This is a genomic window from Caulobacter sp. SRI_008, from assembly GCF_057586355.1.
In genome coordinates this window covers 112,822-135,985 of sequence record NZ_JBYCZS010000010.1, presented here as the reverse complement: position 1 = coordinate 135,985, position 23,164 = coordinate 112,822, and the positions used below count along the sequence as shown (strand labels likewise).

Here is a 23,164-nt window from a genome sequence, read left to right as displayed (position 1 = left end):
TCAGCATGAAGAGCAAGATCTACGAGAGCGCCGCGGCCGCCCTGGAGGGCGTGACCTTCGACGGCATGACGCTGATGTCCGGGGGCTTTGGCCTGTCGGGCAATCCCGAGACCCTGATCCCGGCCCTGAAGGACACCGGGGTGAAGGGCCTGACCGTGATCAGCAACAACTGCGGCGCCGACGGTTTTGGCCTGTGGATGCTGCTCAACAACGGCCAGATCAAGAAGATGATCTCGTCCTACGTCGGCGAGAACAAGCTGTTCGAGCAGCTCTACCTCTCGGGCGAGCTGGAGCTGGAGCTGAACCCGCAGGGCACGCTCGCCGAGCGCATCCGCGCCGGCGGCGCCGGCATCCCGGCCTTCTACACCAAGACCGGCGTCGGCACCGTCGTGGCCGAAGGCAAGCCGGTCGAGGAATTCGAGGGCGAGCTTTACGTCCGCGAGCGCTGGCTGCGCGCCGACCTGTCGATCGTGAAGGCGTGGAAGGCCGACCCGGAAGGCAACCTCGTCTTCCGCAAGACCGCCCGCAACTTCAACCCGGTGATGGCCACGGCCGGCAAGATCACCGTGGTCGAGGTCGAGGAGATCGTCGAGGCCGGCGCCCTGGAGGCCGACGGCATCCACACCCCCGGCATCTATGTCGACCGCATCGTGCTCTCGACCATCAACGAGAAGCGCATCGAGAAGCTGACCACTCGTCCGCGCGAGGAGAACGCGTAATGGCCTGGACCCGCGATGAAATGGCCGCCCGCGCGGCCGCGGAGCTGCAGGACGGCTTCTACGTGAACCTGGGCATCGGCATCCCGACCCTGGTCGCCAACCACATCCCCGAGGGTGTGCACGTCACCCTGCAGAGCGAGAACGGCATGCTCGGCATGGGGCCCTTCCCCTATCCGGACGAGGTCGATCCCGACCTGATCAACGCCGGCAAGCAGACCATCACCCAGCTGCCGACCTCCAGCTTCTTCGACAGCGCCCAGAGCTTCGCCATGATCCGCGGCGGCCACGTGGACCTCACGGTCCTGGGCGCCATGGAAGTGGCCCAGAACGGCGACATCGCCAACTGGACGATCCCGGGCAAGATGGTGAAGGGCATGGGCGGGGCCATGGACCTGGTGGCCGGCGTCAAGCGCGTCATCGTCGTCATGGACCACGCCAACAAGGCCGGCGAGAGCAAGGTGCTGGAGCGCTGCGCCCTGCCCCTGACCGGCGCGGGCTGCGTCGACATGGTCATCACAGACCTCTGCGTCTTCACCCTGGAGCGCGGCGCCGACGGCCAGAAGAGCCTGAAGCTGGTTGAACTGGCTCCAAACGTTCGTTTGGATGAGGTCAAGGCCAAGACCAAGGCCGCCTTCGACCCCGGAGCCTTCCAATGACGACCGCTTACATCTGCGACGCCATCCGCACCCCGTTCGGCCGCTACGGCGGCTCGCTGTCGAAGGTGCGGGCCGACGACCTGGCGGCCATCCCGCTGAAGGCCCTGATCGCCCGTAATCCCGGCCTCGACTGGGCCGCGGTGGACGAGGTGATCTACGGCTGCGCCAACCAGGCCGGCGAGGACAACCGCAACGTCGCCCGCATGGCCCTGCTGCTGGCGGGCCTGCCGGAAACCGTGCCGGGCGTCACCGTCAACCGCCTGTGCGCCTCGGGCCTGGAGGCGGTCGGCACGGCCGCCCGCGCCATCCTCTCCGGCCAGGCCGACCTCGTCATCGCCGGCGGCGTCGAGAGCATGAGCCGCGCGCCCTTCGTCATGGGCAAGGCCGACAGCGCCTTCTCGCGCGCCGCCAAGATCGAGGACACCACCATCGGCTGGCGCTTCGTCAATCCGGCCATGCAGAAGGCCTACGGCGTCGACTCCATGCCCGAGACGGCCGAGAACGTCGCCGCCGACTACGGCGTGACCCGCGCCGACCAGGACGCCTTCGCCCTGCGCAGCCAGCAGCGCGCCGCCGCCGCCATCAAGGCCGGCTTCTTCGACGGCGAGATCACCCCGGTCGAGATCCCCGGCAAGGCCGGCCCGACCATCGTCGACCGCGACGAGCACCCGCGCGAGACCACGCTGGAGACCCTGGCCAAGCTGAAGCCCGTCGTCCGCCCGGACGGCACGGTGACCGCCGGCAACGCCTCGGGCGTCAACGACGGCTCGGCCGCGATCATCCTGGCCTCGGAAGAGGCGGTGAAGCGCCACGGCCTGACCCCGCGCGCCCGCGTGCTTGGCTACGCCACCGCCGGCGTCGCCCCGCGCGTCATGGGCATCGGCCCCGTCCCCGCCACCCAGCGCCTGCTGGCCCGCACGGGTCTTGCGATCAGCGACTTCGACGTCGTCGAGCTGAACGAGGCCTTCGCCGCCCAGGGCCTGGCGGTCCTGCGGGAGCTTGGCCTGCCCGACGACGGCGCGCACGTGAACCCCAATGGCGGCGCCATCGCCCTGGGCCACCCGCTCGGCGCCTCCGGCACGCGCCTGGCCCTGACGGCCCTGCGCCAGCTGGAAGCGACCGGCGGCAAGCGCGCCCTGGCCACCCTCTGCATCGGCGTGGGCCAAGGCGCGGCCCTCGCCATCGAACGTGTCTAAGAAAGACTAGGAGGTCCTCGTGACCCTGATCCTGCCCTATGCGCGGGAAGACGCCGGCCAGCCGCCGTCGTTCGCCCCCGGCTACGCCTCGACCGTGGCGCGCTCGCCGCGCCAACCGCTGGTCAAGATCCCCCACACCCTGACCGAGACCACGGGTCCGGCCGGCCAGTGGGAGAACCTGATGGGCTCGTCCCTGGCCGACCTTACGGCCCAGCACAAGGGCACGCCGCAAGGCCAGCGCATCGTCGTCTCCGGCCGCGTGCTCGACGAGAACGGCCGCCCCGTGCCCAACACGGTGATGGAGATCTGGCAGGCCAACGCCGCCGGCCGCTACATCCACAAGAAGGACCAGTGGGACGCCCCGCTGGATCCCAACTTCACCGGCGCCGGCCGCGTCGTCACCGACAGCGAAGGCCGCTACCAGTACGTGACCATCCGTCCGGGCGCCTATCCGTGGGGCAACCACCACAACGCCTGGCGGCCCTCGCACATCCACCTGTCGCTGCTGGGCCCGGCCTTCGCCAGCCGCATCGTCACCCAGATGTACTTCCCCGACGATCCGCTGATCGAGATCGACCCGATCGCCAACGCCGTGCCCATGCCCTACCGCGACCGCATGGTCTCGCGCTTCGACATCGAGACCACCAAGCCCAACTGGGCCCTGGGCTACCTGTTCGACGTGGTGCTGCGCGGCCGCGACGCCACGCCTACCGAGGACGACCATCATGACGACTGAACAGGTCAACCCGGCGCCCCGCCACGACAACCAGGACCCGGCCCTGTTCGGCCAGACCCCGTCGCAGACCGTCGGCCCGTTCTTCCACTACGGCCTGCCCTGGAAGGGCGGCGCCGACCTGGTCGGCCAGTCGGAGATGGGCGCGCGCCCGGAACTGTTCCCCGAGGAGCACTACGTGCTGAACCTGTCGCCGCCGCGCGGCGCGGTCAGCGGCGAGGTCATCACCCTGGAAGGCGTGGTCTATGACGCCGACGGCAAGCCGATCCCCGACGCCATGATCGAGATCTGGCAGGCCAACGCCGCCGGCCGCTACGCCAGCCCCGACGACGAACGCGCCGAGATCCCGCTCGACGAGGGCTTCGTCGGCTTCGGTCGCGCCTCCACTGACGAGACCGGCCTCTATCGCTTCAAGACCGTGCGTCCCGGCGCCGTTCCTGCCCCCGGCAACGGTCTGCAGGCCCCGCACATCGCCGTCGGCGTGTTCGGTCGCGGCCTGATCAAGCGCCTGGTCACCCGCGTCTATTTCGAGGACGCGCCCCAGAACGCCGAGGACCCGATCCTGGCCCTGGTGCCGGCCGAGCGTCACGACACCTTGATCGCCAAGCAGCAGGACGGAGCCTGGCGCTTCGACATCGTCTTGCAAGGCGAGCGCGAAACCGTCTTCTTCGACGTCTAGCTCAGTGCGTGGTCCTCGTCCTTCGACAGGCTCAGGATGAGGACCACTTACAAGCTCGGCGTGAGAAAAACCTCATCCTGAGCTTGTCGAAGGACGAGGTTTTCGTCTCAAACACTGAACGTCGATCCGTCCTAGTCCAGATCTCTCGGGAGTCGTCATTTGCCATCCCTGATCCGCGATCGCGCGGCCTCGACGCCCGCCATGCTGGCGATCTTCGGCGACGAGGCCTTGCTGCGCGCGGCCCTGCGCTTCGAGGCGGGCCTGGCCCGGGCGCAGGCGGACGTCGGGTTGATCGATGCGAACGCGGCGGACCGCATCGCCGCCGCCTGCGCCGATCTTCCCGACGTCGAGCTTCTGGCCGAGGCCGCCGCCCACGCCGGCACCCTGGCCATCCCCCTGGTCAAGGACCTGCGCGGCCGCATCGCCGACCCGGCCATCGCCGCCCTGGTGCACAAGGGCGCCACCAGCCAGGACCTGGCCGACACCGCCCTGGTCCTCCAGGCCAAGGCCGGGACGGCGCTGATCGTCGAGGAGGCCCGCCGCCTCGCCACCGGCCTCGCCGCCCTGACCAAGGCCCACGCCGCCACCCCGATGATTGGCCGCACCCTGTTGCAGGCGGCCCTGCCGATCACCTTCGGCCTGAAGACCTCGCAATGGCTGCTGGGCGTCGATGCGGCGCTGGCCCGCTTCGAGACCGAGGCCGCCGGCGCCCTGCAGGTCCAGCTCGGCGGCGCCACCGGCTCGCTGGCCGGCATGAACGGCAAGGCCCTGGCCGTCTCCGACCGTCTCGCCGAGATCCTCGACCTCGCCCCCGCCGTCGCCCCCTGGCACGCCCGCCGCGAAGCGATCGCGGCCCTCGCCTCGGCCCTGGCCATCCTGGTCGGCGCCGTTGGCAAGATCGCCCGTGACCTGTCGCTGATGGCTCAGGGCGAGGTGGCCGAGGCCTTCGAGCCGCGTGTCGAAGGGCGCGGCGGCTCCTCGGCCATGGCCCACAAGCGCAACCCCACCGCCTGCCAGACGGCCCTGACCGCCGCCATCCGCGCCCCGCACCTGGCCGCAACACTGGTGTCCGCCCTGCCCCAGCCGCACGAGCGCGACCTGGGCGGTTGGCAGGCCGAGGGTCCGGTGATCGCCGAGCTCTTCCAACTGGCCCACGGCGCCCTGGCCGTCATGGCCCCGGTCATCGAAGGCCTGGAGGTCCACACGGATCGTATGGCCGCCAACCTCGCCGCCGCCGGCGTCGGGACCGACACCGGCGAGAGCGAGAACATCGCCCTGCGCGCCCTCGCCCACTTCGAAAAGGACCGCTGATGGCCTTCGCCCAAGCCGCCGACGGCGCCCGCCTCTATTTCCGCCTCGACGGCGGCGCCGAGAAGCCCGCCCTGGTGCTGCTGAACTCGATCGGCTGCGACATCGGCCTCTACGACGCCGCCGCCCCGCTACTGCTGGCCGACTTCCGCCTGCTGCGCCTCGACACCCGGGGCCACGGCGCCTCTGACGCCCCGGCCGGCGACTACAGCCTCGATCTGCTCGCAAGCGACGTGCTGGCGGCGATGGACGCGGCCGGCATCGAGCAAGCCGCTGTCGTCGGCACCTCGCTGGGCGGCATGATCGCCATGGAACTGGCCCTGAAGGCGCCCGCGCGCCTGACCGGCCTCGTCCTGGCCTGCACCTCGGCCGCCATGGACGCCGCCGCCTGGCAGGCGCGGATCGACACCGTCCGTAGCCAGGGTCTCGCCGCCATCGCCGAGATGGCGCTGGGCCGGTTCTTCTCGGAAGACTTCCGCAGCCTGCATCCCGAACAGGTCGAGACCGTCCGCGCTGGCCTGCTGGCGACCAGCGCCGAGGGCTACGCCGCCTGCGGCGCGGCCATCCGCGACATGGACCTGCTGGAGCGGATTTCCGCCATCACCGTCCCCACCCTGGTGATCGGCGGGACCAAGGACGTCTCCACCCCCTTCGAAGGCCACGGCGACCGCATCGCCGCCGCCATCCCCGGCGCGGCCACCGCCCTGATCGACGCCGCCCACCTGCCCTCGATCGAGGCCCCGGCCGCCTTCGCCGGCGCCGTGCGCGCCTTCCTCGGCGCCGATCCGGCCGAACGCGCCGCCAAGGACACGCTGTTCGAAGCCGGCCTGAAGAACCGCCGCAAGGTGCTGGGCGACGCCTGGGTCGACAAGTCCCTGGCCAAGCGCACGGCCTTCACCACCGACTATCAGGCGATGATCACCCGCTACGCCTGGAACGAGATCTGGGGCCGCCCGGGCCTCGACCACAAGACCCGCCGCCTGCTGGTGCTGGCCATCTGCGCCTCCCTCGCCCGCTGGGAAGAATTCCGCCTCCACGTCCGCGCCGGACTGGAGCAAGGCGGCTTCACCCAGGACGAGCTGAAGGAAGTGCTGATGCAGACGGCGATCTATGCCGGGGTGCCGGCGGCGAACACGGCCTTCACCGAAGCGGCCAGCGTGATCGCGGAACTAGGGCTGTAGAAGACCCCCTCAGTCGGCTTCGCCGACAGCTCCCCCAGAGGGGGAGCATCTTCGCGGACTAGATCCTCCCCCTCTGGGGGAGGTGGCCCGGAGGGCCGGAGGGGGCCTTCCCCGGCGCTAGCTCTTCGGCGTCGCGGCCGCCCTGAACCGGTCCTTCATCTTCGCGACCCAGCCGTTGAACACCTCGTTCTCGGCCGTCACCCGGCCGAAGTCGGCGCTCGATCCCACGCTGTCGACCCCGGCCAGCGCCACGCGCAGGCCTTCGGGATTGCGCGCCGTGCCGATCAGGTTGGTGTAGCGCGTGCGCAGGCGGCCCAGCGACGCGTCGTCGTCCGACAGACTGAAGGCGACGGCGGCGCGCATCAGCTTGGCCTCGTCCGAGGGCGACAGGCCCGCCGGGTTCTTGAAGCGGTCGCCCAGGGCGGCTTCGTACAGCTTGCCGGCCAGCGGCCAGTTGCGCTGCTTCCAGGCGATGTCGCCGCGGATGTCCTGGGCGTCCTTGCCCTTGTCGCCCTCGATCACCTCCAGGGCGTCGTCGTAGCGGCCCAGGGTCATCAGGGCGCGGGCGGTGGCCAGGCGCCGCTCGCTGTTGAGGGCCGGCGGCAGGATGGTGGTGCGGGTGTTGTTGATCGCCGCCAGCGCGTCCTCGGGCTTGCGGTCCATCAGGTAGATCCAGGCCAGGTCCGTGGCCACCTGGGCCTTGGGCACGCCGTTCAGGCGGTTGTCGACCTGGTACTTCAGGAGCTTGGCGGCCTCGTCCAGTAGGTCGACGTCGACCAGCCGGCGCACGAGGTTGCGGACCATCTGGTCGCCGTCGTTCCCGATCGGCGTCAGGTCCTGGTAGTCGTAGAACAGGCCCACCGCCTGGATCGGCTGCATGCCGTCGGCTAGGCCGTCGAGGAACAGGGTGCGGAAAGCGCCGTAGAGGTCGTTCTGCAAGGCCACGGCCTGCGGCAGGTCGGGCAGCACCTTGTTGGCCGAGCGCAGCACTTCCAGCGCCTCGCGATAGCGGCCCTGGTCGATATAGAGCTTGCCCAGCGCCCGCACGACGTCCAGCTCGACGCCGTCGCCGCGCCAGCGGAAACGCAGCTGGTCCAGGGTCTTGGCGGCCTCGGCCGGCGAGATCTGGTTCTTTTCCAGCTTGATGCGGGTGGCGTGCAGGATGGCCGGCGTGGCGATGCGGTCGATCGGCGCCTTGCCGATCGCCTGGAACATCTTCAGCGCCTTGTCCTTGCGGCCTTGCAGCTCGAAGGCCTTGGCCAGCGTCAGCCGCAGGATCAGCTGGTCGACGATCGGCACCTTGGGCAGCTTCAGGGCCTGGTTGACCAGGCGTTCCGCCCCGATCCCGTCGCCGGTGGCCACCGCCGACTCCGCCTGGGCGCCCAGGAAGCGGGCCTGCCAGACGTTCGGGAACAGGTTCATCGCCTGGGCGCCGGCCGCGAACTTGTTGCGGGCGTCCACCCACTGGCCCTGCTTGTAGGCGACATAGCCGCGCCACAGGGCGCTGGACGGATCGTCCGACAGCACCGGCGAGGAGAAGTCGGCCTCGGCCTCGGCCCAGCGTCCGGACATGGCCTTGGCCGCGCCGCGCAGACCGCGGAACTCGGCGTCGCCCAGCAGGGTCTGCTGCTTGCGGGCGGCGGCGTTGAGCACGCCGATGGCCTCGAACGACAGCTTGGAGCCGACCAGGAAGCGGGCCAGGGCCATGCGGGCGGCGATGTCGCCCTGGCGGTCGGCCGGATCGACGGCGGCGATGGCCGCCTGCAAGGCGTCGTAGCGGGCCATGAAGCCGCCCGAGCCGGTCTTGGGCCAGTTCTCCAGGTCGACGACGGCCGGCATGGCCGCCGGCTGCGGCGCGCCGGTGATCACTTCCTCGCCCGCGCTCGACGCCGAGGCCGGCGACAGCACCAGGCCCTTGGGCCGGCCGATGCGGACGATGTCGCCCTCGGTCAGCACCTGCAGGTCGCTGGCGAAGGCCTCGACCGCCAGGCCTTGCGCCGACGGCAGCAGGGCCATCTCGACATATTCACGGCGCGACGGCAGGCCCTTGGACGGGGCCAGGGCCGGCACCACGGCCAGGCGGTCGCCGACGGCCGGATCATTGACCCACACCGGACGCCCCGCCCCGGCCAGATTGGCCGACAGGCTGGCGGGGGAAGCGGTCTCGTCGCGGGCGACCTTGATCGGATCGGGTTCGGGCTGGAGACCGGCCCCCAGGGCCACGGTCCAGACGTTCCCCTGCCCTTCGGCATAGACCGGCACGCCGGGCTTGGCGACGATGCGCAGGGCCGAATAGTCCGGGCCGCGGAAGACCTGGATCTTGGTGTGGTTGGGGCCGGTCTGCGGCGTGCGGCCCAGCTCCAGGCGCACCGAGGCGTCGAACACCACCCACACGGCCTCGCCGCGCTTGAAGACGGCGGCGGCGGCGGGCGCGGCCCAGGTGGTGACGAACTGGGTCTGGCCGTCGGTCTTGCTGTAGTTCACCGCCACCACGCCGCTGCCGGGGGCGGGGTTAGGCCGGCGCGGATCGCGCGGAACCGGGGTCGGGGCCGTCGGCGGGGCGCCCGGCGTCGCGGCTTGGGGCGGCTTGGCGAAGACGTTGACGAAATCGACGCCGTCGGCGCGGCCGACCCGCAGGTCGGCGTCGTCGGTCAGGGTCAGCACCAGTTCCAGCGCGCCGCCGGCGTGGCGGACCTCGACCGTGCGGATCCAGCGCGGCGGCGCGATGCGCAGGGCGGCGATGTTAGGATTGGCGTCGCGGCCGAAGCGCAGGATCGCCTGCTGGCCCTCGCGGCGCATCTTCATCGCCGGAGCGCGGCCGCTCCAGCGGAACTCCAGGCGCGAGAAGTCGGGAGCCTGGGCCGCGCGGACGACGAGATCGCCCTGGGTAGCTTGAGCGGCGGCGGGACCGGCGGCCTGGACGGCGGGCGCGACGACGCCGGCGATGCAGATCGCCGCGACGCTCGCCCTCAACGCCCCCCGCAGGTTCATAAGCCCCCCTTGGCCTTTCCCTAGCCGGCTTTCTTCGGCGCGCCGGCGCCGGCCAGCGGCGGAGCCGCGGCGGCCTGCTGACCACCGGCCGCGCCAGCCGGCGCGGCGGCGTTGTCGGCCACGGCGGCCTTGCCCTTGGCGATGGCGTCGCCCGAGAAGCGGGTGGCCAGGCGCTCGGTCAGCACCTTGGCGTCGCCCGGCGCCATGTTGGCCAGGATCATCGCCAGGGTGCGTTCCTTCATCTTGGCGGCGATCGGCAGGCGCACGCTGTCGTCCAGCAGCGTCAGGCGGACGGCCGCGTCCTTGGGCTTCATGGCCGAGAACACGCTGACCATGCGGTCGACCTCGGCGGCCTTCTGCGAGTCCGCCTGCCCCAGCAGGTTCTGGATCTCGCCCTTCATGCCGTTGAGGTTCTTCATCTTGGCGTCGAGCTTGGCCTCGGCGGCGGCCAGCAGCTGCAGCTGCACGTCGATGTCCTGCTCGCGCTGGTCCAGCTGCCCGCGGCGCTGGCCCAGGCTCTGCAGCACGCGCAGCTCGGCCGGCGACAGGCCGGCTTCCTTGGCCAGATCGGTAGCCGACGGGGCGCAGATGCGCGGCGGGGCGGCGGTCGAAGCCTTGGCGGCGGCGTCAGCGCCCGCGCCGTCGGCCGAGGCGGCCTCTTCGCCCTTGGCGTCCTTCTTGTCGGTCTTGCCCACGCCTTCGGCGAACGCCTTGGCGCCGCCCAGCAGGTCGGGCATCGACTTGGCGCCGGCCAGGGCGTTGACGGCCAGGACGCCGACGACGGCGACGCCGACGATCGGCAGGATGCGAGGAACGTTCTTCATCGACGGTCTCTGAAAGGCGATCCGGGCCGCGACGAGGGGTCGGGGCCGTCGAACAGGTCATCATCTACCCGCGCCCGTGAACGGGGCGTTTCCCGCGAGGGATTAACAGGCGGATTAAGCGAGGAATTCGAAGGCGTCGCGGGACGCGAGGTCGCAGGGCCGTTCGTGCGGGCGCGAGCTTCGCGCTCCAGCATGGCTTCGAAGTCCTGCGCGCTCAGGCGGCGACCGCCGGCGGGGCTCGGCGCGGGCTGCGGCTCGGGGGCCTGCGACGCGACGAAATCACGCGGTTCGCGGGCCGGCCGCTGGCCCAAGTCTTGGCGGGGTTCGCGCGTCTCGATCCGAGGCGCCGAAGCCGCGCGGGTCATGCGGTCGTCCAGCTGGGCGGCCAAGGCCTTGGCCTTCTCGATGCGGTCGGCCAGGTATTCGGAGGCCTCGTCGGTGGCCGCGCGCAGGTCGGCCAGACCCTGCTCGGCGCGCTGGGCGGCGTTGTCGAGATCGGCCACGGCCTTGGCGAAACCGTCCTGGGCGTCGCGCAGCGCCTTCAGCTTGCGCTCCAGGCGCCAGCCGAAGACCAGCGCCACCATCAGGAGCACCGCCAGAAAGACCTGCAGGGCGACCGCGACCAGGCTCATTTCAGCTTCTGAACCGCCTTCTTCGCCGCGGGCGTCAGCGGGGCGTCGGCCCGAATGGCGATGGAATGGTTACGACGGCCCATCCGGCCGCGCGTAAGCGGAATCGACCCCGCCCGCAACTCCACCAGACTGTCGGGCGTGGCGTTCAGCATCAACGTATCGCCGACCTGCAGGTTCAGCACCTTGGAAAGCGGCAGCTGCTGCTCGTCGAGCACGGCGCGCACCTCCATCTGGGTGGTCCAGAGTTCGGTGGCCAAGTGGCCTTCCCAGATGTTGTCGCGGCCGAACTTCTCACCCATGAACTGCTGCAGCAGCATCTTCCGGATGGGTTCCAGCGTGGCGTAGGGCAGCAGCAGTTCGATACGGCCGCCGCGGTCTTCCATGTCGATGCGCAGCTTCACCAGGATCGCCGCGTTGGCTGGCCGGGCGATGGCGGCGAAGCGCGGGTTGGTCTCCAGGCGATCCAGGGTGAAGGCCACCGGATGCAGGGGCTCGAAGGCGGCCTTGGCGTCGTTCAGCACCACCTCGACCATCCGCTGCACCAGCACGCGTTCGATGGTCGTGTAGGGACGGCCCTCGATGCGCATGGCCGCGGTGCCGCGACGGCCGCCCAGCAGCACGTCGACGATCGAGTAGATCAGGTTGGAGTCGACCGTCAGCAGGCCGTAGTTGTCCAGTTCCTCGGCCCGGAACACCGCCAGGATGGCCGGCAGCGGGATCGAGTTCAGATAGTCGCCGAAACGGATCGAGCTGATGTTGTCGAGGCTGACCTCGACATTGTCGGAGGTGAAGTTGCGCAGGGACGTCGTCATCAACCGCACCAGGCGGTCGAAGACGATTTCCAGCATCGGCAGACGCTCGTACGAAACCAGCGCCGAGTTGATGATCGCGCGGATGCCGGTGCGGTCGTCGGAGCCGTCGCCGGACAGGTCGAAGCCCAGCAGGCTGTCGATCTCGTCCTGGTTCAGGATGCGCTCGGCGCCCATGCCGTCGCCGCCGCCGTCGTCCCAGCCACTCATGCCGGCCATGCCGCCGCTGAAGTCGCCGAAGCTGTTCATCTCGCCGCCGCCAGCGGCGTCGAAGGTCCCCGGAGGGTTCTCCGCGGCCCACTGGGCCATTGCGGCCTGATCGTCGATCTCGTCTGCCATGATGGTTCGCTTCAGCCAGCCCGGGGGACTAGTTGATCAGCATCTCCTCGATCAGGACGGCGTTCACTTTCGAAGGGGCGGCCACCAGGTTCACCCGGCGCAGCAGTTCGGAGCGCAGCTGGTAGCTGCCCTGGCTGCCGGCGAGGTCCTCGGGACGCAGCTCGCGCAGGAAGGTCTGGAACATGTCGGTCAGGCGCGGCAGGTTCGGCGTCAGTTCGTCGGCAGTCTCCTGGTCGGGCAGCTCGAAGGTCAGCTTCAGCTTCAGGAAGGTCGACTTGCCGTCGGCCGACTGCATGTTCACCACGATGTCGGGCAGGGTGTAGAACACCACGCCGTCGGGGCCTTCCTTGATGACCGGCGCGCCGGCGCCGCCGTCGGCCTTGGCGCCTTCGCCGCCCTCGCCGTGGCCGCCTTCCTTCTTCTCTTCCTTTTTCTTTTCCTTCTTCTCGCCATGCTCGCCGGCCGCGGCTTCGCCCTCGGCGGCCGGCTTGGGCTTCATCAGCAGGAAGGCCGTGGTCCCGCCGCCGATCAGCAGCACGAGCGCGCCGGCGGCCCCGGCGATCAGAATGATCGGCGGCTTCTTCTTGGCGGAAGCTTCACCCTCGACGGCGCCCTCTTCGCCTTCCGGGGCGGGAGCTTCCTTGGGCGGTTTCTTGGCCACGCGCGAGTTCCTTGAAAACTATGGGTCCTACTTGTGCGCGAGCATGGTTAACGATCTCTTTTGACGGCCATTTGGTCGCAGGCTGAATCTGCCCGGCGCATCCCCTCAAAGCGTCGCCGTTAACCACCCTCTTCGCTGATTTCATTACGCTTTTCGAGTTGGCACGAGGATTGCTTGTAGGGTTTCGGCGCATTTGTCGCGCCAAACTGCGAGTTAATCGTCATGGACAACGCGCTGTATGTGGGCCTTTCGCGGCAGATGACGCTCCGTCGTGAGCTGGACATCGTCGCGAACAACATCGCCAACGCCAACACCACCGGCTTCAAGGTCGAGGACCTGATGGTCCGCACCGAAGCGGCCAAGCCCGCGCGCACCGCTGGCGGCCCCGCGCCGATCAAGTTCGTGATGGACGACGGTGTCGTCCGCGATTTCAAGCCCGGCGCCCTCAACCAGACGGGCGGCAGCCTCGACCTGGCCCTCGAGAACCAGGGGTTCTTCAAGGTCCAGACCGCCGAGGGCGAGCGCTACACCCGCGACGGCCGCTTCACGACCAACCCCGAAGGCGTGCTGACCACCCAGCAGGGCGCCCCGGTGCTCGATGACGGCGGCGGCCAGATCACCCTCGACCCGCAGCTGGGCGCCGTCACCATCGGCCGCGACGGCATCGTCAGCCAGGGCGCGGCCCGGGTCGGCAAGATCGGCGTCGCCCGCTTCTCCGACCTCTCCTCGCTGCGCAAGCAGGGCGACAACCTCTATCGCAACGCCGGAAACGAGACCCCGCAGTCGGCCACCGACGCGGTCATTCACCAAGGGATGCTGGAGGGGTCGAACGTCCAGCCCGTCCAGCAGATCACCAAGCTCATCGAGGTCAGCCGCGCCTACGAGAGCATCGCCAAGATGATGGACCAAACCGCCGAACTCTCGCGCTCCGCCGTCGAGCGTATGGGCAAGGTCCAGTAAGGGATTAACGACAGATGCAAGCGCTCCGCACCGCCACGACCGGCATGGCTGCACAGCAGCTGAACGTCGAGGTCATCTCGAACAACATCGCCAACATGAACACCATTGGCTACAAGCGCCAACGGGCCGAGTTCCAGGACCTGCTGTACCAGACGATCGAGCGCGCCGGCGCCCAGTCGTCGAGCGACGGCAACGTGGTCCCGACCGGCATTCAGATCGGCGGCGGCGTCAAGGCCGGCTCGGTCTACCGCATCACCGAGCAAGGCACCCCGACGGCCACCAACAACCAGCTGGACGTGGCCATCCAGGGCAAGGGCTACCTGCAGATCCTGATGCCCTCGGGCGAGACGGCCTACACCCGCGCCGGCAACTTCTCGACCAACGACCAGGGCCAGATCGTCACCGAGGACGGCTACACGGTGCAGCCCGGGATCACGATCCCGGAGAACGCCACGGCCATCACCATCGGCAAGACGGGCCTGGTGCAGGTCACGCTGGACGGCCAGGCCGACCCGCAGACCGTGGGCCAGATCGAGCTGGCCAACTTCATGAACGAAGGCGGCCTCGAGGCCATCGGCGACAACCTCTATCTGGAGACCGGCGCCTCGGGCGCGGCCAACGTCGCCGCCCCCGGCTCCACCGGCTTCGGCACCCTGCTGCAGAACTACACCGAAGCCTCGAACGTCGACGCGGTCAGCGAAATCACCTCCCTGATCGTCGCCCAGCGCGCCTACGAGATGAACTCCAAGGTCATCACCACGGCCGACCAGATGCTCCAGGCCACCTCGAACCTGAGGTCGTAAGCTCATGAAAAGCCTGCTCCTCGCCGCCGCCGCCCTGCTGATCGCCGCCCCGGCCGCCTTCGCCGGCCAGCCGGTCGACCTGCGCAACGACACCACCGACGCCGACGGCGTCGTCACCCTGGGCGAACTGTTCGAGGGCGCCGGCTCGGCCGGCGGCGTCGTGGTCGCCCGCCGCGCCGGCCCCAGCGTCGTGCTCGACGCCGCCCAGCTGCAGATGACCGCCCGCCGCAACGGCCTCGACTGGGCCAATCCCCAGGGCCTGCGCCGCGTCATCGTCCGCCAGGGCGTCGAGAACGGCGGCCAGCTGGCCGGCGCCGCCGGCGTCCAGCGCGGCAACGTGGAGGTTCTTGCCTATGCCCGCAGCCTCGCCGCCGGCGAGGTCGTGCAGCCCGCCGACCTGGTGTGGATCAAGGTCGCCGCCGCGCCCATGGATGCTCCCCGCGACGCCGACGCCATGATCGGCATGAGCGCCAAACGCCCGCTGCGCCAAGGCGCGGCCGCCGCCCTGCGCGACGTTTCCGCCGCCCAGGTCATCGCCAAGGGCGATGTTGTCGCAGTCACCTACGATTACGACGGCGTGGCCCTCACCTTGCAAGGCAAGGCCGTGACCGGTGCGGCTGTGGGCGAGACCCTCAGCATCCAGAACACCGCCAGCAAGAAGATCATCGAAGCGGTGGCCTCCGGCCCCGGTTCGGCCGTCGTCGGCCCTCAGGCGCAAGCCCTGAAGGCTCCCCGCAATTCCGCGCGTTACGCCGCCCGCTAAGAGAGCACAGAGATGTCCATGCGTCCCGCCTTCGTCGCCCTCGCCCTGCTCGCCCCGATCGCCGCCTGCTCCAGCGTCAAGGAGGCCGTGAAGGGCCCCGAGCTGGCCCCGGTCGGCTATCCCGCCTCGCTGGCCCCGATGACCCCCAGCTACGTCTCGACCCGCGAACCGGCCCCGCAGGCCGCCTCGGCCAACTCGCTGTGGCGGGTCGGCGCCCGCGCCTTCTTCAACGACCAGCGCGCCAGCCGCGTCGGCGACATCGTCACCGTGCTGATCGAGATCGACGACAGCGTCAGCACCTCCAACACCAGCAAGTCCTCGCGCACCTCGACGGGCACGGCGGGCCTCAGCAACTTCTTCGGCCTGGAGTCGAGCCTGGGCAAGATTCTGCCGGGCGGCTTCGACCCGTCGAACGCCGTCAACAGCAACTCGGGCTTCTCCAACGCCGGCGCCGGCAGCGTCAGCCGTTCGGAAAAGATCAGCCTGACCATCGCCGCGGTCGTCTCTCAGGTCATGCCCAACGGCAACATGGTCATCCAGGGCACCCAGGAGGTGAAGACCAACAACGAACTGCGCCAGCTGACGGTGGCCGGCATCGTGCGTCCGGAAGACATCTCCTCGGCCAACACGATCAAGCACACCCAGATCGCCGAAGCCCGCATCAACTACGGCGGCCGCGGCGACATCAGCCGCGTGCAGAAGACCCCGGCCGGCCAGGCCCTGGTCGAGAAGTTCTCGCCCTTCTGATGACCTGAAGGGCCGTTCCGGACAGGTCCGGCCCTTCCGTACAAGCCTCTCCCGCTCGACCGCCGCAGGGTGGTCGGGTGGGATCGGCAGAAACCGCCTAGGCGGCGAAGCGTTCTCCTGACGAAGGAGATCCACCGCCATGTCGTTCCGCCTGATCGCCGCCGCCCTGCTGACCGCCCTCGGGCTGGCCGGCTGCGCGCACGAGCGGGCGGCAAATTCCGCCTATGCCTGGGCCTATCTCAACGAGCCCGGCGAAGGTCCCAAGCTGGCCTACGGCCGCCCCTCCAGCGACGAGGTGCTGCTGATGCTGGCCTGTCCGACGGCGGGCGGGCCGGTAGAGGTCTCGGCCGGCGGGATCACGGGCGGCGCCATAGCGCTCGCCAGCCGCGACCAGACGTCGCGCCTGGCCGCGAAAGCCGCCGACGACGGCGGAACCGGGCCCTTCCTGCTGGCCCGGACGCCCCCGCGCGACCCCGCGCTAGGCAATTTTCGCCGCACGGGCGATCTTGCAATCCTTAACGCCGGCCAGCGCCACAGCATCTCCGCCAGCAGCGACGAGCGCGGCCGCGTGAAGGCTTTCTTCGAGGCCTGCGGGGCTTAGCGCCAGACAGTCCCGCTCTTTTTTCCGCCTCCCTCGCCCTTGTGGCGAGGGTCCATCGTTCAGCCGCTCAAACCTATCCAGGCCGGCAACGATCTGAGAAGTCGTCGGCATGGGCCCTCGCCACAAGGGCGAGGGAGGCGGGAAGTTTAGGCCTAAATGAGAAAACACCGCGACGGAGGCCCGTCGCGGCGTTCTATCTTCAGCATTCGACGCTGAGAGCGGCTACGCCCGCCGCCCCGCGGCGCTGACATTGTCCATGCCCAGCGCCGACAGCGCCCCGTGCAGGATGCCTTCGGCGTCGAGACCGGCCTCGGCGTACATGACGTCGGGCTTGTCCTGGTCCTGGAACACGTCCGGCAGACCCAGCGTGCGGATCTTCAGGCCGCGATCGAGCGCGCCGTGCTGGGCCAGGGCCTGCAGCACGAAGGCGCCGAAGCCGCCCATGGCCCCCTCCTCCACCGTGACGATGGCCTCGTGCTCGCGCGCCAGGCGCAGCAGCAGGTCAAGGTCCAGCGGCTTGGCGAAGCGGGCGTCGCAGACGGTGGCCGAAAGACCGCGCGCGGCCAGCAGGTCGGCCGCCTTCAGGCTTTCCGACAGGCGCGTGCCGAACGAGACGATGGCGACGCTGGTGCCTTCGCGGACGATGCGGCCCTTGCCGATCTCCAGGGGCTCGGCCGGACCGGCCGGCAGCTCCAGGCCCACGCCCTCGCCACGCGGATAGCGGAAGGCGCTGGGGCGGTCGTCGATCTCGACGGCGGTGGCGACCATGCGGGCCAGTTCCAGCTCGTCGGCGGCGGCCATCAGCACCATGCCGGGCAGAGCGCCCATGAAGCCGATGTCGAACGAACCGGCGTGCGTGGGGCCGTCGGCGCCCACCAGGCCCGCGCGGTCCATGGCGAAGCGCACCGGCAGGCGCTGGATCGCCACGTCGTGGACCACTTGGTCGTAGCCGCGCTGCAGGAAGGTCGAATAGATCGCCGCGAACGGCTTCATGCCGTCGGCGGCAAGGCCCGCGGCGAAGGTCACCGCGTGCTGCTCGGCGATGCCGACGTCGAAGGTGCGGGTCGGGAAGGCCTTTTCGAAGATGTCGAGGCCCGTGCCCGAGGGCATGGCGGCGGTGATGGCGACGATCTTGTCGTCCTTGGCCGCCTGTTTGACCAGTTCCTGGGCGAACACCTTGGTGTAGCTGGGCGGGCCGGCGGCCGCCTTCTGCTGCTGGCCGGTGACGACGTCGAACTTGGCCACGGCGTGCAGCTTGTCGGCCGCGCCCTCGGCCGGGGCGTAGCCCTTGCCCTTCTGGGTGACGACGTGGACGAGGACCGGCTTTTCCTTGAATTCGCGGGCGTTCTTCAGCACCGAGACCAGGGCGTCCATGTCGTGGCCGTCGATCGGGCCGACATAGTGGAAGCCCAGCTCCTCGAAGAAGGTGCCGCCGGTGACCATGCCGCGGGCGTATTCCTCGGCCTTGCGGGCCGCGTCGCGGATCGGGGTCGGCAGCTTTTCCACCACCGTCTTGCCCAGCTTGCGCGCCTTGCGATAGGCGCCGCCCGAGACGAGGTTGGCCAGATAGGCGCTCATCCCGCCTACCGGCGGGGCGATAGACATGTCGTTGTCGTTGAGGATGACGGTCAGTTGGCGCGTGGCGTCGGTGGCGGCGTTCATCGCCTCATAGGCCATGCCCGCGCCCAGCGAGCCGTCGCCGATCACGGCCACGACGGCGTTGTCCTCGCCTTTCGCGTCGCGCGCCGCGCAAAAGCCCAGCGCCGCCGAGATCGAGGTGGCCGCGTGGGCCGCGCCGAACGGGTCGTACTGGCTCTCGGCCCGTTTGGTGAAGCCCGACAGGCCCCCGCCCTGGCGCAGCGTCTTGATGCGGTCGCGGCGGCCGGTGAGGATCTTGTGCGGATAGGCCTGGTGGCCGACGTCCCAGATCAGGATGTCCTTGGGCGTCTCGTAGACGTGGTGCAGGGCCACGGTCAGTTCGACCACGCCCAGGCCCGCGCCCAGGTGACCGCCGGTCGCGGAGACGGCGTCGATCGTCTCGGCCCGGACCTCCTGCGCCAGCTGCTTGAGTTCGGCGACCGACAGACCCCGCGTGTCGGCGGGCGAGGTGATCGAGTCGAGAAGAGGCGTTTGCGTCGGCATGTTCGTAGAAAGCGCGGTCAGTTGCGGCGGTCCAGCACGAAATCAACGCTGTCGCGCAGATGATCGGCCCTGTCGCCAAAGATATCGAGATGGGCCTTGGTCTGCGCGGCCAGAAGCTCCACGCGTTCCTTGGCGGCTTCGAGGCCCAGAAGGGTGACGTAGTTGGCCTTGCCCTTGACCGCGTCCTTGCCGCCCGCGGCCTTGCCCAGCAAGGCGACGTCGCCCTCGGCGTCGAGAATGTCGTCGACAATCTGGTAGGCCAGACCCAGGTCCTGGGCGAAGCCCATCAGGGCCGCGCGCTCGGCTTCCTTGGCCCGGCCGATGATCAGCGGGATCTCGAAGGCGAAGGCGATCAGGGCGCCGGTCTTCAGGCGCTGCATGCGCGCCACCGCGCCCAGGTCGTCGCGAACGCCCAGGAGGTCGATCATCTGGCCGCCGCACATGCCGCGCGCGCCCGAGGCGATGGCCAGCTTGCGCACCAGCTCCGAGCGGACATGGCCGTCGTCGTGGGTGTCGGGGTGGGCCATGATCTCGAAGGCCGCCGTCTGCAGGGCGTCGCCCGCCAGGATCGCGGTGGCCTCGTCATATTGTACGTGCACGGTCGGACGGCCGCGACGCATATCGTCGTCGTCCATGGCCGGCAGGTCGTCGTGCACCAGGCTGTAGGCGTGGATGCATTCCAGCGCGCAGGCCGCCCGCAGCACCGGCCGCTCGGGCAGGTCGAACATCTTGCCGGTTTCCAGCGCGAAGAACGGCCGCAGGCGCTTGCCCGGACCCAGCGCCGCATAGCGCATGGCCTCGGTCAGCCGGCTTTCGGGCCCGTCGGCGCGCGGCAGCAGCTCGTCGAGCGCCACGGTGACGATGTCGGCCGCCTGGGCGATGCGCTTGCCAAGGTCGCTCAAAACAGCTTTCCCCCGTTCGGCGCCGCGCGATCCACCGTCACGAGGACGACTTCGCCCTCGTCGTCGGGAAAGCCCAGGCAAAGGACCTCCGACATGAACGGGCCGATCTGGCGCGGCTTGAAGTTCACCACCGCCGCCACGCGGCGTCCGACCAGCTGGTCGATCGCGTAGTGGCGGGTCACCTGGGCCGACGAACGCTTGACGCCGATCGCGGGCCCGAAGTCGATCGTCAGCTTGTAGGACGGCTTGCGGGCCTCGGGAAAGGCCTGCGCCTGCGTGATCGTGCCGACGCGGATGTCCACGCGCTCGAAATCCTCGAACGCGATCGTCGGCGAGATCTTCGCGGCGGCCTGACCCATCAGGAGAACTCGGCCGGCTCGACGCCCGCGGCGCCGCCCTGGCCGAGCACGATCTTCTCGACCTTCAGGCGCGCGGCTTCCAGCTTCTTCTCGCAGTGGGCCTTCAGGGCCGCGCCGCGCTCGTAGATGTCGATCGACCGCTCCAGCGGCGCCTGGCCCGATTCCAGCTCGGACACGATCTTCTCCAGCTCGGCCAGGGCCTGCTCGAAGCTCAGGGCCGAGAGATCATGCGCGGGGGAAGCGGCGTCGGTCATTTCTACTCCGGGGAGAAGCAGGCACCCTAGTTGGGCAGGCGCGTGCGGGCAACGGCTGTGAGGCTTCAGGAGCGCTCGAAACGCTTGACGCACCAGTATTGGAAGCCCTGGTCGAGCGTCTTCTTGAGGCCGCGCTTCTGCAGCGCCACGCCGATCATGGTGTTGAAGAAGCCGTGGGCGACCAGCAGCACGTTCCTGCCGTCCTGCGACAGGGCGATCAGGGCGTCGGCGGCCGCATCGGCGCGAACCTCGGCCTGCTTGCGGCTTTCCTGGCCCATGTGGTGATCGAAGAACCACCACCAGAAACGCGAGAAGAAGCCCCACTTCTTGGGCGACAGCTTGATCCAGCTGGGCCAGGGCGGCGGCGGCAGCGGCGCCTCGATGAACATCGGGTCGCGCGGGAAATCGCGGCCGCCGGCGATGGCCTGGGCGGTCTCGATCGAGCGGCGGCGGGTCGAGGAGATGATGACGTCGGCCTTGCGGGCGATGTCGAGCAGGCAGTCCGGCGGGGTCTGGCCGGCCAGCAGGCCGCCCTCCTCGTACAGCGCCCACCAGTCGCCATAGGCCTGGGCGCTGAAATGGATCTTGCGCGACAAGGCGGGCTCGCCGTGGCGCGCCAGGACGATCGCCCCGGGTGGGCGGACCACGGGCGAGGCGGTCTGGTCGGCGGTCGGTGCGTCGGCCATTTTCCTCGACGGTCCGGCTCGCGCGGGGCGCGGCGCCGGGTCCCTATCCTTCCTGAAGCGCTCGAACATGCGCCTGGGCCGAACGGCCCAGCGCTTCGAGGTCGTACCCGCCCTCGAGCGAGGAGACAATACGCCCTCTGGATCGACGGTTCGCGACGGCGACGATGGCCCGCGTCGCCCAGGCGAAGTCTTCGGCCTCAAGGCTTTGCTGCGCCAAGGGATCACGTAGGTGGGCGTCGAAACCGGCCGAGACCAGCACGAGGTCGGGGGCGAAGGCGTCGACCCGCGCCATCAGCCCGTCGAACGCCTTGCGCCAGGATTCGCGGGCCGCGCCGGGCGCGACCGTGGCGTTGACGATGTTGCCGACCCCGGTCTCCGACGGATCGCCGGTGCCGGGATAGAGCGGCGACTGGTGGATCGAGGCCACCATCACCGTCGGGTCGTTCTCGAACGCCGCCTGGCTGCCGTTGCCGTGATGGACGTCGAAATCGACGATCGCCACCCGCTGCAGGCCGCTGGCCTGGGCGACGCGGGCCGCCACCGCCACGTTGGAGAACACGCAGAACCCCATGGCCGTGCCGGGTTCGGCGTGATGGCCAGGCGGCCGCACGGCGCAGAAGGCCCGGCTCCCCTCCCCGCTCGCCACGTGCCGCACGGCCGCCGCCACCGCCCCGGCCGCCCGCCGCGCGGCGATCAGGCTGCCCGTGGACATCACCGTGTCGGGGTCGAGGGCGCGGATCCCCGCGTGCGGCGCGGCGGCGAAGATCGAATCGACGAAGGCGGCCGGATGGATGCGCAGCAGGTCAGCCGGATCGACCAGCGGCGCCTCGAACGGCTCCAGGTCGAGGCCCGCCTCGTCCTCCAGCGCATCGATCACCGCCTTGAGACGCGCCGGGCTCTCCACGTGGCCAGGCCCCGGCCGGTGGTCGAGCATGTCGGCATGGGTGAACAGCGAGACGGCCATGGAACGAGGTTATGCTGGATGAGGCGCGGGAGCCAAGCGCGGCCGGAGCGACGTAGCGTCAACCAAGCTTCAGATGTTGGCTGCCCGCCGGGATGCCGGGCTCGAGGGCGATCTCAAGGGTTCGGCCCTCGATGACGCCCGAAAGCCCGTACGCCGGATCCAATTCTAGCCGGAACTCGCCTTCCGAACCGCGCGTGATGGACAGTCCCATCAAGGCGTTCTGATGATTGAAATCATAGAGCTCCAGGGTCGTCAGGTCGCCGACCAGGAACGTGACGACCACATGTTTTGAACAGACATAGAAGCCTGCCGCGTCGACATCGCTGGTCATTTCGAAGCCGTGGACCCGGAGCGAACAAGTCTCGCTCATCCGGTCAAGCGTGAGTCCGAGAACCTCCGCGTCATGAAATCTCGGCGCGTAGCCGAACCATGAGGCAAGCTCGCGCCCGCCCGGCACGCTGTTCAGCAACTCTATGTCCAAGACTACCTTCCGAACTCCGCACGCTGAGCGTGCGCGGCGGCGGGCAATCAAGCGGAAAAGACTTGGGGCGGCAAGGCCGGCTACGGAGGCTCCGCCTCGCCCCCTTACCTAAACCCCCGCCTTCGCCGCAGGGCGGGCGTTCATCTCGTCCAGCCAGCGCTTCACATGCACCAGCGCCGGATCCGGCCGGAACCGCGCCATCCGCGCGAAGTCGATGCCCGTGACCGCCAGGATGTCGGCGATGGTCACCCGGTCGCCGGCGATGAACGGGCTGTCGGCCAGGCGGCGGTCCAGCACCTTGATCCCCTTCTCGGCGGCGGCGCGGTTGTTGGCGGCCACTTCGGGGACCTGGGTCTCGATCGCCGCCAGGGCCGGATGGCTGTGGCGCACGGTCAGCATCAGGGGCGTGGCCACCAGCATCTCGGCCCGCCGCGCCCACATCTCGATGATCGCCGTCTCGCGCGGATCGGCGCCGAACAGGTTCGGCTCGGGATAGACGCTCTCCAGATAGCGGCAGATGGCCACCGACTCGGTGATCGTGGTCCCGTCGTCCATCTCCAGCGCGGGCACGTTGGGCAGGCCGGCCCTGGCCATATAGTCGGGCGTGCGGTGCTGGCCGGAGAAGATGTCGACCTCGACGATCTCGACGTCCTCGATCCCCTTCTCGGCCATGAACCACCGCACCCGGCGCGGATTGGGCGCGCGACGGCTGTCATAGAGCTTCAACGAAAAATCCTCCCGGTTTTGGCCGGGAGGATCGTTCGTTTTCGCAGC

25 protein-coding genes are annotated in these 23,164 nt (G+C 69.6%); 12 read left to right on the top strand and 13 right to left on the bottom strand.

Annotated elements, in window-relative coordinates:
* Nucleotides 1-5 precede the first annotated feature (5 nt).
* The 7 genes from AC2YHT_RS11150 to pcaDC all read left to right on the top strand — a co-directional run bounded on the left by AC2YHT_RS11150 (nucleotide 6) and on the right by pcaDC (nucleotide 6,472).
* A complete protein-coding gene (locus tag AC2YHT_RS11150; RefSeq protein ID WP_487289735.1) occupies nucleotides 6-719 on the top strand; it encodes a CoA transferase subunit A in 714 nt (237 codons plus the stop codon).
* Entirely contained in the window at nucleotides 719-1,375 is a 657-nt protein-coding gene (locus AC2YHT_RS11145) for a CoA transferase subunit B (protein WP_110120646.1), read from the top strand. The genes AC2YHT_RS11150 and AC2YHT_RS11145 overlap by 1 nt, the downstream gene beginning before the upstream one ends.
* Nucleotides 1,372-2,571 carry a 3-oxoadipyl-CoA thiolase gene (gene pcaF / locus AC2YHT_RS11140; protein WP_487289733.1) on the top strand — a complete coding sequence of 400 codons (1,200 nt, stop codon included), beginning with the start codon at nucleotides 1,372-1,374 and terminating at the stop codon, nucleotides 2,569-2,571. Before AC2YHT_RS11145 ends, pcaF begins: the two co-directional genes overlap by 4 nt.
* 25 nt (nucleotides 2,572-2,596) lie before the next feature.
* Nucleotides 2,597-3,307, top strand: coding sequence for a protocatechuate 3,4-dioxygenase subunit beta (pcaH, locus tag AC2YHT_RS11135; RefSeq protein ID WP_487289799.1), 711 nt, complete (start codon nucleotides 2,597-2,599; stop codon nucleotides 3,305-3,307).
* A complete protein-coding gene (pcaG, locus tag AC2YHT_RS11130; RefSeq protein ID WP_487289732.1) occupies nucleotides 3,297-3,983 on the top strand; it encodes a protocatechuate 3,4-dioxygenase subunit alpha in 687 nt (228 codons plus the stop codon). Before pcaH ends, pcaG begins: the two co-directional genes overlap by 11 nt.
* Before the next feature lie 159 nt (nucleotides 3,984-4,142).
* Entirely contained in the window at nucleotides 4,143-5,294 is a 1,152-nt protein-coding gene (gene pcaB, locus AC2YHT_RS11125) for a 3-carboxy-cis,cis-muconate cycloisomerase (protein WP_487289731.1), read from the top strand.
* Nucleotides 5,294-6,472 carry a bifunctional 3-oxoadipate enol-lactonase/4-carboxymuconolactone decarboxylase PcaDC gene (gene pcaDC / locus AC2YHT_RS11120; protein WP_487289729.1) on the top strand — a complete coding sequence of 393 codons (1,179 nt, stop codon included), beginning with the start codon at nucleotides 5,294-5,296 and terminating at the stop codon, nucleotides 6,470-6,472. The genes pcaB and pcaDC overlap by 1 nt, the downstream gene beginning before the upstream one ends.
* Before the next feature lie 117 nt (nucleotides 6,473-6,589).
* Here pcaDC and AC2YHT_RS11115 read toward each other — a convergent pair whose 3' ends face one another.
* Genes AC2YHT_RS11115 through fliL form a run of 5 tightly spaced genes read right to left on the bottom strand, consistent with a single transcriptional unit; the run spans nucleotide 6,590 to nucleotide 12,728 of the window.
* Nucleotides 6,590-9,463, bottom strand: a complete 2,874-nt coding sequence (locus tag AC2YHT_RS11115) for a tetratricopeptide repeat protein (RefSeq protein ID WP_487289728.1) — start codon at nucleotides 9,461-9,463, stop codon at nucleotides 6,590-6,592.
* A gap of 20 nt (nucleotides 9,464-9,483) precedes the next feature.
* Nucleotides 9,484-10,287 (bottom strand): MotE family protein, encoded by an 804-nt coding sequence (locus AC2YHT_RS11110; protein WP_487289726.1) that lies wholly within the window; start codon nucleotides 10,285-10,287, stop codon nucleotides 9,484-9,486.
* Nucleotides 10,284-10,919 (bottom strand): DUF6468 domain-containing protein, encoded by a 636-nt coding sequence (locus AC2YHT_RS11105; protein ID WP_487289724.1) that lies wholly within the window; start codon nucleotides 10,917-10,919, stop codon nucleotides 10,284-10,286. The genes AC2YHT_RS11110 and AC2YHT_RS11105 overlap by 4 nt, the downstream gene beginning before the upstream one ends.
* A complete protein-coding gene (gene fliM / locus AC2YHT_RS11100) occupies nucleotides 10,916-12,067 on the bottom strand; it encodes a flagellar motor switch protein FliM (RefSeq protein ID WP_487289722.1) in 1,152 nt (383 codons plus the stop codon). Before fliM ends, AC2YHT_RS11105 begins: the two co-directional genes overlap by 4 nt.
* Nucleotides 12,068-12,095: 28 nt before the next feature.
* Nucleotides 12,096-12,728 (bottom strand): flagellar basal body-associated protein FliL, encoded by a 633-nt coding sequence (gene fliL / locus AC2YHT_RS11095; RefSeq protein WP_110120639.1) that lies wholly within the window; start codon nucleotides 12,726-12,728, stop codon nucleotides 12,096-12,098.
* Between the two features lie 222 nt (nucleotides 12,729-12,950).
* Between fliL and flgF the strand changes: the two genes are divergently transcribed.
* The 5 genes from flgF to AC2YHT_RS11070 all read left to right on the top strand — a co-directional run bounded on the left by flgF (nucleotide 12,951) and on the right by AC2YHT_RS11070 (nucleotide 16,602).
* The gene (gene flgF / locus AC2YHT_RS11090; RefSeq protein WP_110120638.1) at nucleotides 12,951-13,688 is read left to right on the top strand and encodes a flagellar basal-body rod protein FlgF; all 738 of its coding nucleotides are present in this window, start codon (nucleotides 12,951-12,953) and stop codon (nucleotides 13,686-13,688) included.
* Nucleotides 13,689-13,702: 14 nt separating this feature from the next.
* Entirely contained in the window at nucleotides 13,703-14,491 is a 789-nt protein-coding gene (flgG, locus tag AC2YHT_RS11085; RefSeq protein WP_110120637.1) for a flagellar basal-body rod protein FlgG, read from the top strand.
* Between the two features lie 4 nt (nucleotides 14,492-14,495).
* Nucleotides 14,496-15,254, top strand: coding sequence for a flagellar basal body P-ring formation chaperone FlgA (flgA, locus tag AC2YHT_RS11080; RefSeq protein WP_487289721.1), 759 nt, complete (start codon nucleotides 14,496-14,498; stop codon nucleotides 15,252-15,254).
* Nucleotides 15,255-15,272: 18 nt separating this feature from the next.
* A complete protein-coding gene (gene flgH / locus AC2YHT_RS11075; protein ID WP_487289797.1) occupies nucleotides 15,273-16,001 on the top strand; it encodes a flagellar basal body L-ring protein FlgH in 729 nt (242 codons plus the stop codon).
* Nucleotides 16,002-16,140: 139 nt separating this feature from the next.
* A complete protein-coding gene (locus tag AC2YHT_RS11070) occupies nucleotides 16,141-16,602 on the top strand; it encodes a hypothetical protein (RefSeq protein WP_487289719.1) in 462 nt (153 codons plus the stop codon).
* Between the two features lie 222 nt (nucleotides 16,603-16,824).
* Here the strand turns inward: AC2YHT_RS11070 and dxs are convergent, their stop codons facing one another.
* The 8 genes from dxs to AC2YHT_RS11030 all read right to left on the bottom strand — a co-directional run bounded on the left by dxs (nucleotide 16,825) and on the right by AC2YHT_RS11030 (nucleotide 23,116).
* On the bottom strand, nucleotides 16,825-18,744 hold the full coding sequence (gene dxs / locus AC2YHT_RS11065) for a 1-deoxy-D-xylulose-5-phosphate synthase (protein ID WP_487289718.1): 1,920 nt from the start codon (nucleotides 18,742-18,744) through the stop codon (nucleotides 16,825-16,827).
* Nucleotides 18,745-18,761: 17 nt separating this feature from the next.
* Nucleotides 18,762-19,646: a polyprenyl synthetase family protein gene (locus AC2YHT_RS11060; RefSeq protein ID WP_110120631.1), complete on the bottom strand. Its 885-nt coding sequence runs from the start codon at nucleotides 19,644-19,646 to the stop codon at nucleotides 18,762-18,764.
* On the bottom strand, nucleotides 19,643-20,005 hold the full coding sequence (locus AC2YHT_RS11055) for a tRNA-binding protein (RefSeq protein WP_110120630.1): 363 nt from the start codon (nucleotides 20,003-20,005) through the stop codon (nucleotides 19,643-19,645). Before AC2YHT_RS11055 ends, AC2YHT_RS11060 begins: the two co-directional genes overlap by 4 nt.
* The gene (locus tag AC2YHT_RS11050; protein WP_109099095.1) at nucleotides 20,005-20,259 is read right to left on the bottom strand and encodes an exodeoxyribonuclease VII small subunit; all 255 of its coding nucleotides are present in this window, start codon (nucleotides 20,257-20,259) and stop codon (nucleotides 20,005-20,007) included. The genes AC2YHT_RS11055 and AC2YHT_RS11050 overlap by 1 nt, the downstream gene beginning before the upstream one ends.
* A 65-nt stretch (nucleotides 20,260-20,324) precedes the next feature.
* Nucleotides 20,325-20,945, bottom strand: coding sequence for a phosphoglycerate mutase family protein (locus AC2YHT_RS11045; RefSeq protein WP_110120629.1), 621 nt, complete (start codon nucleotides 20,943-20,945; stop codon nucleotides 20,325-20,327).
* A gap of 43 nt (nucleotides 20,946-20,988) precedes the next feature.
* A complete protein-coding gene (locus tag AC2YHT_RS11040; RefSeq protein WP_487289716.1) occupies nucleotides 20,989-21,909 on the bottom strand; it encodes a histone deacetylase family protein in 921 nt (306 codons plus the stop codon).
* 58 nt (nucleotides 21,910-21,967) lie between these two features.
* Nucleotides 21,968-22,390 (bottom strand): hypothetical protein, encoded by a 423-nt coding sequence (locus tag AC2YHT_RS11035; RefSeq protein ID WP_487289715.1) that lies wholly within the window; start codon nucleotides 22,388-22,390, stop codon nucleotides 21,968-21,970.
* A gap of 108 nt (nucleotides 22,391-22,498) precedes the next feature.
* The gene (locus AC2YHT_RS11030) at nucleotides 22,499-23,116 is read right to left on the bottom strand and encodes a glutathione S-transferase family protein (RefSeq protein WP_487289714.1); all 618 of its coding nucleotides are present in this window, start codon (nucleotides 23,114-23,116) and stop codon (nucleotides 22,499-22,501) included.
* Nucleotides 23,117-23,164: the final 48 nt, after the last annotated feature.